6 protein-coding genes are annotated in these 7983 nt (G+C 46.7%); 3 read left to right on the top strand and 3 right to left on the bottom strand.

Going from position 1 to position 7983, the window contains the following annotated elements; all coding sequences use genetic code 11:
• Positions 1–235: 235 nt before the first annotated feature.
• Together NXH67_RS00505 and NXH67_RS00500 are read right to left on the bottom strand one after the other, a co-directional pair.
• Positions 236–775, bottom strand: a complete 540-nt coding sequence (locus tag NXH67_RS00505; RefSeq protein ID WP_272795986.1) for a flavodoxin family protein — start codon at positions 773–775, stop codon at positions 236–238.
• A gap of 96 nt (positions 776–871) precedes the next feature.
• Positions 872–994 (bottom strand): hypothetical protein, encoded by a 123-nt coding sequence (locus NXH67_RS00500; protein ID WP_272795985.1) that lies wholly within the window; start codon positions 992–994, stop codon positions 872–874.
• A 95-nt stretch (positions 995–1089) separates the two neighbouring features.
• Between NXH67_RS00500 and NXH67_RS00495 the strand changes: the two genes are divergently transcribed.
• The 3 genes from NXH67_RS00495 (at position 1090) to NXH67_RS00485 (ending at position 5412) form a co-directional block, all read left to right on the top strand.
• Positions 1090–1962 (top strand): LysR family transcriptional regulator, encoded by an 873-nt coding sequence (locus NXH67_RS00495; RefSeq protein ID WP_022779716.1) that lies wholly within the window; start codon positions 1090–1092, stop codon positions 1960–1962.
• Between the two features lie 249 nt (positions 1963–2211).
• Positions 2212–3675, top strand: a complete 1464-nt coding sequence (locus NXH67_RS00490) for an extracellular solute-binding protein (RefSeq protein WP_272795984.1) — start codon at positions 2212–2214, stop codon at positions 3673–3675.
• A gap of 12 nt (positions 3676–3687) precedes the next feature.
• Positions 3688–5412, top strand: a complete 1725-nt coding sequence (locus NXH67_RS00485) for a methyl-accepting chemotaxis protein (RefSeq protein WP_272795983.1) — start codon at positions 3688–3690, stop codon at positions 5410–5412.
• Here the strand turns inward: NXH67_RS00485 and NXH67_RS00480 are convergent.
• Positions 5402–7978, bottom strand: a complete 2577-nt coding sequence (locus NXH67_RS00480) for a PEP/pyruvate-binding domain-containing protein (RefSeq protein ID WP_272795982.1) — start codon at positions 7976–7978, stop codon at positions 5402–5404. The genes NXH67_RS00485 and NXH67_RS00480 overlap by 11 nt on opposite strands.
• Between the last annotated feature and the right edge of the window lie 5 nt (positions 7979–7983).

Raw genomic sequence — 7983 nt, 5'->3', positions numbered from 1 at the left:
TGGATTCTGATCCTGAGGCGCTTATACCCAGCCACCCTGCTTTAGCAGGGCTTGCCCTTTACGGGTTCTGGTGGAAACGCTACAATGCTGTTACGCGACGGTGTGCCATTTAGCTGTTCCCATCATCTTCACCGTCGGCAAAACCTGACATGCGTTTCCAGCAGGTTCCGTCAAGGGTGGCGTCCCTTGTCCACAACATAGATGGTTGGTTATCTGGAATTTTATGCACAGCAGTTTAGATTGATTTTCCCAAAGCATAGGCCTCGTTCAACGCCTTATGCCCTGCAATCTCACCACGCTCATTTACGCCGCCGGCAAAAACTTTTCCCTTAAACTCAGCCTTTTCAAAACAATCAATCCAGCCGTTAACACCGCTGACCGCTTTTTCATCTGTATAAGCTTCATCCTCTGCCGCAGTTGACAACAGATAAACCTCTCTGAACTTGTAATCCCTTGGATATAGAGAATTAGCCCTGTCGATCATGGTCTTCATCTGACCGCTCATCTCGTAATAATAGATCGGTGTAGCCCATACGACAACCTCTGCTTCCAGAATCTTTTCAGTTATCACATTGGCATCATCGGGGATAACACATTTTCCCAGCTTCTGACAAGCAAAACATCCGGTGCAGAAGCCAATCTTCTTGTCCTTTAGCGAAACAATCTCCACGTCATTTCCGGCATCCTTTGCGCCTTTTGCAAAGCTCTCAGCAAGGATATCCGAATTGCTTCCCGTTCTAAGGCTTGTTTCAATTATCAGAATCTTCTTTGCCATATATCCTCCTATTCAACACTGAGTGTGATCGTAATATCATCGTTGCTCCCGGCATAAGAAATACAAAAACGAACAGTATAAATGCTATTCTTATCTTCATACATATTTCCCTGCCTGTATGCACTTTTCATCTTCAATGCCAAGATGCCTGAGGCATTCAACAATATCTTCTGTACCCATCTCTTTATTCCCTGTTTGTGTTGTGTTTTCATCTGACATCCTCACTATAATCCATGTACAATCTCTTCGCTAATTGTTATAATGAATATCATGATATTCGCATTTGGCATATCACTTTATTTAAGGGGATTCTTATGGAAATAAGGAATTTAAGATATTTTCTTGCCGTCGCAAGAGAAGAGAACATGTCACGAGCCGCAGAATTACTCCATGTCACACAGCCTACTCTTTCCAAGGCATTAAAGAGTCTTGAGGAAGAACTAGGAAAAAAGCTTTTCACCAGACATAGTTTTTCCATCAAACTCACAGATGAAGGAATGCTACTGCGTGACCGTGCTGAGGATCTTGTTTTAATGGCAGATAAGATCGAGCAGGAATTTGTCTCCTTGGATGATATCACAGGTGGAGACATATACTTTGGTCTGGCGGAATCCTATCAGATCTGTCATCTTGCCCGAGAGATTAAAAAGCTAAAAGACAGATATCCTTCCTTCACCTACCACATCACCAGCGGTGATACTGAGCAGGTAACAGAAAAGCTTGATAAGGGGTTACTGGATTTTGGCGTAATCTGCGAAACACCTAACAAAGATAAATATGACTATGCCACATTCCCTGATACTGACCGCTGGGGTGCTATTATCTTAAAGAGTCATCCCCTGGCAAAGAAAAAGAGCATAAAAGTAGCCGACCTTATAGGGCAGCCACTCTTCTGCTCTGAACAAAGCTGGAATATCGAGATCCCGGAATGGGCCGGGGAGAATTTTTCCAAGCTCCACCTGGAAGGTTCCTTCCGTCTTTCTTATAATGCATCAATGTTTGCCAAGGAAGGCCTGGGTATACTTCTGACCTTTGAGCATCTGATAGACTGCTCCGAAGAAAGCGACCTTGTATTCCGTCCACTTTCTCCCAAGCAGGAAACAAAGCTATATCTTATCTGGAACAAGTACCAGACCTTCACACCTATTGCAGAAAAATTTCTGGCACAGGTAAGGGAGTCGTTTTAAATCAAATTGAACAAATTCTTACAGCGAATAACCCCAATTTTTTGAAGCCTGTCTATAAATGGCTTTTCTTCGCTTACCAAGGTCGATCCAACGTCAAAAAAGAGCCACTCAATATCTTTCATCGTATCCATCATAAACTAAGTCTTAAATTACTATGAAAACATCGGTAAACTGGTTTTCTTAACGCTCAATATCGTTAATAATAATTATGCATATTTATTAATTTTTTCATCCAAAAAAGGAGGTACCATGAGCGGAAAGAGACCTATCCTATTGTGCTCCCTGATACTGTCGGCATGTATGCTCACAGCCTGCGGAGGCTCTGCTTCAGGGACAGCTGTAACCGGTGCCCTGACTGCTTCTGATGTCATCGGTAACTTAAGTCCGTCCTACGACAAGCCGACATCGATCACCATTATGGTGGATGGTACGCTTATCACCCAGGAGAACGGGCGCGATGAATTTGAGGCTCGCTGGGAAGCATTGACCGGCATAGATTTAATAATTATTCAACCTGAACATGATGTTTACTATGATGAGGTCACCAAAGTCTTTGAATCCGGGGATCTTCCGGATGCGGTTCTTCTGAGCTCCTCATATTACACTACCTACGCCGCCAAACAGCTTCTGGCGGACATAACTCCCTATTATTCCGGCTCCGACCTGGAAAGCAAAGTCAATGCCGCAGGCAATGGCTCTCTTATCGACGGCATAAAAATAAATGGAAAGCTCTATGGCATAACTCCCACCAGAGGAAACGGCTGCGTAACCTATATCAAAAAGGCCTGGTTGGACAACGTTGGCATGAGTGCCCCCACCAATTACGCAGAATATCTTGAAATGCTAAAAGCTTTTACGGAAAAAGACCCTGACGGAGACGGTGTCAACGGCAATACCTACGGTGTCTCCGCAGCAGGCATCATCAATAACGAAGCCCCTTACATCAACTATCTGCCGGAATTCTATCAGGACGCCTATCCCTCTTTTTACCAAAAAGATGACGGAACCTGGACAGACGGTTTCTTCGAGGACAGCATGAAGAGTGCCCTTGAGAGGATACAGGATGCTTATTCCAAGGGCTACATTGACAAGACCATCGCCGAAAACGGAACCGGCGACTGTCGAGATAAGTTCTACGCCAATGAATACGGCGTTTTCACCTACTGGGCAGGCACCTGGGCCAAGACCCTGTCAAATAAGCTTGTTGAAGCAGGTGTAGACGGCGAGATCGTGGCCATTCCTCCTCTTGAGGAGACCGGAACCTACCTGGAAAGAGTTGCCCCTGTCTGGTGCATAACCTCTTCCTGCAAGAATCCTTCAGGTGTGTACAAATATTTCCTGGAGACCATGTGCGATGGCGGCGAAGTTGAAGAACTGTGGACCTATAGCCCCATTTCTGACAAGTACGCCAAGAACCACATAGATCATCTCCTGGCCACTGTTCCCTTAGTAAACGATCCCGGAGCAGGCAGCATATCAGCAGAACAGGCCGCCGCTCTCGAGCTTTTTAACAATACCAGTAAAATGGCAGATCTGCCCTATGGCACAGATGCATACTCCCTCTACAATGACGACCTAATGGCTCTGAAAAAAGATCTTGTCAAAAAAGTTGTAATTGACGGAGTCGATGTTGCCACAGCCTATTCCGAAATACAGGCAACTGACGCTGTGTTCATGTCCCAGGCAATCGTAGATTCATTAAATGCTGAATAAGGAGGCAGATCAATGAAGAATAACAGAGGCATCAGACTAAGTATAAAAACCAAGATAACTATCGGAAGTGTCCTTATAAATATTATTGTTTGTGCAGTAATGGGTATAGCAATCTACAGATTCGTCCATGAGAGCTATGTTCAGAGCGCATCCAAGAACACCCTCTCAATCTGTCAGATTGCCGCCAATCAGCTAAACGGTAATCTATTAGGGCTCCTTGACACCGGTGCCGACGACAGCTACGCTAACAGCGTAATGAGGAAGGATATGGCCGTTGTGGCAGGCTCTGCCAACTTAAGTGCCATCTATACCGTAGGAAACCGCGGCGGCTCCCTTGTATATCTGTCAACGCCCGCCAATGACAATATTTCAATAGGAACTCCCGTGGAAGCCGATCGTCAGGAAGGCATGCAGGCAGCAATGTCCTCAGATGGCTATGTATCAACAGTTGTTGAAAAAAATGCCGCAGGAGTGGACTATATCACCGCCTATTCTCCTATCAGGGACAATGGCGGTAATACCGTCGGAATCCTTGGAATCGACTATATAGTTAATGACCTTATTGATTCCCTTAAGTCAATCGTTGAGACCATTATTATCATCGGTGCTATTCTTGCCGTTGTTTCAGCAGTGATTTCCTTTATTCTGGCCAACGGAATCGGCTATGGTCTCGGCGTTGTTGATAAGAAGATCAGTGACCTTGTTACCAATAACGGCGATCTTACCCAGAAGATCGAGGTCAAGGGCAATGATGAAGTCTCGGATATCGCAGACAGTATCAACAGCCTTCTTGAATATATCAGAGGCGTTGTACATTCAATCTCCGACTCCTCCAATCAGCTCTCCGGCTCTGTTGAGACAGCCCTTGATAATACGGTTAGGACCAACGATCAGCTGGACGGTGTATCAGCAACCATGGAGCAGATGAGCGCAGCTATGGAAGAAACCGCTGCTTCTCTTGCACAGGTTCAAGGATCTACCACCAAGATCAAAGACGAAGTACAGGAAATGTACACCAGTGTGCGTGAAGGTACAGACTATGCAGGTCAGATGGAAGAACGTGCTATTGATATGAGAAAGCACGCTGAACAGGAAACTGAGGCTGCCAAGGCTGCCGCAGACGACATGACAAACAACCTTAATGATAAGATTGAGAAATCAAAGGCCGTTGAACAGATCAGCGGACTTACACAGACTATTCTGGAGATCGCATCCCAGACCAACCTCCTGTCCCTCAATGCCAGCATCGAGGCTGCAAGAGCAGGTGAGCACGGCAAGGGTTTTGCGGTTGTTGCTGAGGAGATCAGCGGACTTGCCACCAACTCCGCAGAGACCGCCAAGAAGATCCAGGTTATCTCAGACGAAGTTATCGGCAACGTTAAGGAGCTGGCTGATGAAGCAACCAAGATGGTTGATTTCGTCAGAGAAAAGACCATCGGCGGCTACCAGCAGCTGATGGATACAGGCGTACAGTATCAGGACGACGCCGAGAAGATCTCCGAAATGCTTAAGAACGTAGAGCATGCATCTCAGAATATTGAGAGCTCCATGAACTTCGTATCCGAGGCAATGAACGATGTTGCAACCGCTGTGGATGAGAGTGCAAAGGGCATCGGCGACGTAGCCGGCGCCGTAACGGAAATGTCCGACAACATGAAGCAGAACAAGGTTGTTGCCAACGAAAACGCCAACATCGCACAGCAGCTTGACGGAGAGGTTAACAAGTTCAAGTTCTAGTAGTCAGCAGCATGTGATTCTCTTCCAGATCGTAAAAAAGAGTGCACTCTGCGCCTGACAGATCAAACACCTTAACTATATCAGATACTCCTTCTGCGCCGGTTAGCGTCTCGACTGTATTCTCACAGCCAAACAGCTTGTCCGGCGCAAATTTTATGGTCTTTTCATTGGCAAAAACAGCCGTGTAGAGAATGTCAGCCTCCACCAGGTCCTGGAAAATATGACTTCCGTAGGACAGCTCCGGGTTGTAGCCCGCTTCCTTCTCTTCCATTTCGCACACAGCCTCGAATTCACTGATGTCGGCAAAAGTAGTCGGAACCCCAAGTTCCGGCGAAGAAGTGCCTATTCTTCCAGGTACCATCAGCATCATATGTCTTCCCTTGTCTCTGAAGGTCCAGTTGATCTTGCCTATCACGCTTGCAATTCCCGGCTTGTCCGCATAGGGCATGTTGTAATAGGCCTTGGGATCCACATAGACTATAAGATCGATGGGGACACTCCTGGAAAGTCCCATGGATGCCCCAACACTCTCAAGAATTATCTTATCCTCGGAAACCCCCTTTGGAATCTCCACTTCTGCTGTATCCTTGAAGACCTGGAGCGGTCTGCACTGCAAGAGGTTAATGGAATATTCTCCGCTCTCCGACAGATTCAGGGTGAACTCTATATCAACAGGATGCTCATATTCCGCCTGTATCAGCTGCATCAGCTGCTGCATTCTGGACATGATCTCTTTCTTCTTAACAAGTCCTTTACAGGAAATAAACCTGACATCCCTATATATTCCGCGCTCTTTCAGGGAATCCTCCACCTCATAGTCGTGTTCAAGAAGTGTGTTAATGAGATACTTCGGCAGCTTGGATTCAATATTCCTTAGCTCAAGCCTTGCCAGCGCATGCTCTCCCACGTCCATGGCCTCCACCGCCCTCTGGGAAAACTGGTGTTTCTCCGCAACCGTCACTGAGGACGTTGCCTCAGGCATATCAAGGCTCACAAGCCTTGGGTAGGAGCCCATGGTCCTGTCTACAGCTGAAGTTCCAAGGCCCATTACAAGCCGCAGCATTCCCGCCTTGGGATCGATTCCCGCAAGGAATTTGTAGGGGCTGTAGGAGTAACCTACCCCCGCAGCGCAGGGCATGTAATAAGGTCCATAATAAGAACCTGAAACCCTCTGAACCAGCAGCGCCATCTGCTCATCTCTTTTTTCCAGGCCGCGTCTCTTTCTGTAATCAAGGGCTGACAGACTCATGGTGCTGGCATAAACCGTCCTAATGGCATTCTCGAACTCCAGAAGCCTTTCCTCCAGCGTTCCACGGTTGGCGCAGAACACAGATTCATATTTGCCGGCAAAAGCGTTCCCAAAGCCGTCCTCCAAGATACTGCTGGAGCGCACAATAAATGGATCCTGCCCATAATACTCCAGGATATGCCTAAACCTTGTCCTAAGCTCCTCCGAGAAAACGCCCTGTTTCAGCTTATCCGAGAACTCCTCTGCCAGAGAAAAATACTCCTCCTCTGTCCTCTGCCTGACTCTCAGCTCCCAGAACTCGTTGTCAACGATATAGGTATAATAAATATCCGATCCGATGAAAAAGGAATCATGGGGCTCCAAAACCTCGTTTATCTCAGGGCTCATATTCCTGATGATAGCCCTTGCCAGCAACATTCCGCAGGCCTTTCCTCCCACGAGACCGGTACCAATCATATGGCTTCTGACATTAAAATAATCCTCAGGCCTGAAGTGCTTTTTGACCATCTGGCGCATCTTCTCGTCCCTTGTCATCATGACCTTGCACATGATATCGCAGGAATCATCAAGGTTCATGTGGTTGTTATACTGCATTTTCGCATAGTTAAAAAATCTGTCCCAGAAATCGATGTACTGATCCTCCCCCGGCCTCTGGAAATTATCCAGCAGCTGATAGAAGCGACTTGACTGAACACCGTCCAATATAGGTCTGAAGGTATTCTCCTCCTTCTTGTAAATATGGGGCAGAAACATGGTCTCAGAGTCGCGGTTCCAGACCTTTTCCGGCCTCACATATACATTCCTTGAATCTGAGTAGACATCAAGAAACAGCTGGGTTGTGTTAAGGATCTTATTTATGGCATGAAAGGAATGTTTTCCTCTGATGATCGGGAAAAAAGCCACCGTATCAAGAATAAACAGAAATGGACAGGTAACTCTGAAAAAGTTGCCCATCATAAGGTCAGTAGCCCAGGCAATCTGCAGCTCTGACAGGCAGTCAAATACGTAGAAGGCATCCTTACCTTCTTTTTCTATGGCATTGTGAATCTCCACTGTGAAAGTCTCGAACCTGTGAGACAGCGGAATGTGCATGGTTTTGACCTCAGGGCAGTCCTCCACCAGGGGCTCGTGGGTAGCAAAACGGAAGTATATGATGTTTCGCTTGTCCTTCTTGGCCTGTTCAATGTATGGGTCCACGAAGAGCTTGAATTCGGACAGGTCAGAGACTCTGAATACCACGTTGTCTCCAAGTCTGATGCTGTCAAGGGCTGTGTCCATCTCCGGAATTCCCGAATAAATGCGGTCAAATGCTGCCATAAGTC

The organism is Butyrivibrio sp. DSM 10294, from assembly GCF_028539135.1.
Lineage (GTDB): Bacteria > Bacillota > Clostridia > Lachnospirales > Lachnospiraceae > Butyrivibrio.
The sequence above is the reverse complement of the archived record's forward strand: the minus strand, read 5'-3'. Positions and strand labels throughout refer to the sequence as shown.

What these genes read in the sequence shown, in the direction of transcription:
- NXH67_RS00505 (WP_272795986.1), bottom strand. Translation starts at nt 775, where the DNA reads ATGGCAAAGAAGATTCTGATAATTGAAACAAGCCTTAGAACGGGAAGC.
- NXH67_RS00500 (WP_272795985.1), bottom strand. Translation starts at nt 994, where the DNA reads ATGTCAGATGAAAACACAACACAAACAGGGAATAAAGAGATGGGTACA.
- NXH67_RS00495 (WP_022779716.1), top strand. Translation starts at nt 1,090, where the DNA reads ATGGAAATAAGGAATTTAAGATATTTTCTTGCCGTCGCAAGAGAAGAG.
- NXH67_RS00490 (WP_272795984.1), top strand. Translation starts at nt 2,212, where the DNA reads ATGAGCGGAAAGAGACCTATCCTATTGTGCTCCCTGATACTGTCGGCA.
- NXH67_RS00485 (WP_272795983.1), top strand. Translation starts at nt 3,688, where the DNA reads ATGAAGAATAACAGAGGCATCAGACTAAGTATAAAAACCAAGATAACT.
- NXH67_RS00480 (WP_272795982.1), bottom strand. Translation starts at nt 7,978, where the DNA reads ATGGCAGCATTTGACCGCATTTATTCGGGAATTCCGGAGATGGACACA.